At 44.9% G+C, this 1,969-nt stretch carries 2 protein-coding genes; both read right to left on the reverse strand.

Annotation, left to right across the window (positions count from 1 at the left end; translation table 11 throughout):
- Nucleotides 1–536: 536 nt before the first annotated feature.
- Complete coding sequence (locus tag ACKFKF_RS34895; RefSeq protein ID WP_446871918.1) at nt 537–1,208, reverse strand: CHAT domain-containing protein; 672 nt, start codon at nt 1,206–1,208, stop codon at nt 537–539.
- Nucleotides 1,209–1,238: 30 nt separating this feature from the next.
- Nucleotides 1,239–1,969, reverse strand: a 731-nt coding sequence (locus ACKFKF_RS34900) for a hypothetical protein (RefSeq protein ID WP_446871917.1), incomplete at its 5' end; no start/stop codon positions are given.

The raw sequence follows: 1,969 nt of genomic DNA on the forward strand, positions 1-1,969 counted from the left end.
TTCAGATTTCTGGCGATTTGGCAACCCCTTCTTGAGAATGGTGCAAGATCTGAGCTAACTGTGATTTTGCCACAAACAATCGCTTTCGTCGTCCCACTCCACACCCCCTGTACAGTTTTTAAGCTTTAGCGATCAATACACTAGTACAGGAACTAGAACAACATAACATCGAGATTGTTTCTATCTAATCAGGAATCGTTCATTTTTTCAACACGGGTTCTAAATATTACAATAAGTCATGTTAATTGATCCGCAAAGTCTCATGCGTACCGGACTGCAAGCAATTTTAGAGATGGAGTCTGATTTGCAAGTCATTGGCAGGTAGTGCCATTTAGGAAAGGATAGGGAAAACAAGCGGACTCTGTGCGATCGTCTGTCGTCGTTGTTCGTTGTAGTCGTAGATAAAGTTCCAAATTGCCTTGATGTGATTGTTCACATCCTTCGAGAATGTACAAGATAGAAATGATCCAGGTTGCTCGCCCGACTCTAATCTGTGTCTTATCCTGTATCTGGTCACCAATAACATCTGGGTAGGGTTATAGGCAACTGCCAATCAAGACGTAAGGGGCCCAAAATAGAGGAAGCTGGTATTCTGGCATTTGTAGTAATTTGAGCTGGGCCTGACGCAGCGCTTCGGCTCTCGGTTGAGACTGGTTAATTAGGGTTTGATAAAACTGATTCATCAGCAGCGCAGTTGATTCATCATTGACGCTCCACAGCGATGCGATCGTGCTGCGTGCGCCTGCCCGGAGTGCGACTCCTGCGAGTCCCAAGGTTGCCCGATTGTCTCCGGCGGCGGTTTCACAAGCACTGAGAACCAGAAGTTCTAATGGCTGTGATTGTTGTTGATCTCGCGATCGCAGCAAGGTATTGAGTTCATTGGCATTGATTGTTTTATCCCATGCCAGAATGAAGGTTTCGTTAGCTTTTGAGCTAAATTGACCGTGGGTAGCTAAATGGGCGATCGAGAATGATTGCAAGTTCATTGCTGCTTGAAATGACTGGGTTGTAAACTGCTGATTTAGCAATATCTGACTCTGCACTTCAGAGCCGATTTGCTTTAACCCATTGTTGACATAGGGCAGTCCAGAGAAGCCATGACGGGCTTGGTCTAGTCCCACAATCAAACAAACACCAGGGTTTTGACCTGGCTTTGAGCGATCGCTGCCGCACCTGGTTGAATTAGCCAGTTGTAAACTTGTTGGGATTGTGTCTGAGTCTGTCGCAGGGCATCCGGTTCAGCAATATTGCGGCGCAATGATTCCAGTGTTTTTTCTACCTGGTTTTGGATTCGGGTCATCCCATAAAAGGCTCCAACCATCACCTTCAGGTTTGCCATCCCTGTAATAAGTGAACCATGAATTATCACTCCAGTTCATAGGCAACACTTCAATTCGCTTACCTTTTTCAACGTACACGGTAGCATTAGACTGATCTGTGGCTGCGAGGGAGGTAATTTCACACAAAAATCTTGCAGGTGAAAAGAAAGCATTCACCTCAAAATGCTTAACGAAGATAAGACTTAGCTCGTAAAGATCTAAATTTTGCTGTTCTTCCGTCCATCTATCGCACATACAACGGAATCGACGATGTAATGAATCACGTTCAACTGCTAGCACACCGGAACGGATTAGCTCCTCTACACCATACTTTTTCGTTTCCAAAGAAGAATCTTTTAGCCCAACCAGTGCGTGAGAATAATCAACATATCGTGTATCTTTTATGTCGATCCCGTTGTACTGCGGTACGTTTGCTTCCCAGTTCAAACTCCATGTAGTGGAAACCTGTCCACCGCCACCACCAAACAAGTAGCTTTCATTCTGAAAGAAGACAGCAGCCATTTCATCGAGAGATGGAATGTAGTCATCAATAGATTTTTCCCTCCATCTATTTCGAGAAAATTCAGTGCGAAGAACAATCAAAGGCTCCGCCGCAAGCGGACGGAGTATGAACAGCCATTTTTTCTGAG

The sequence above is a fragment of the Phormidesmis sp. 146-12 genome (genome assembly GCF_052939495.1).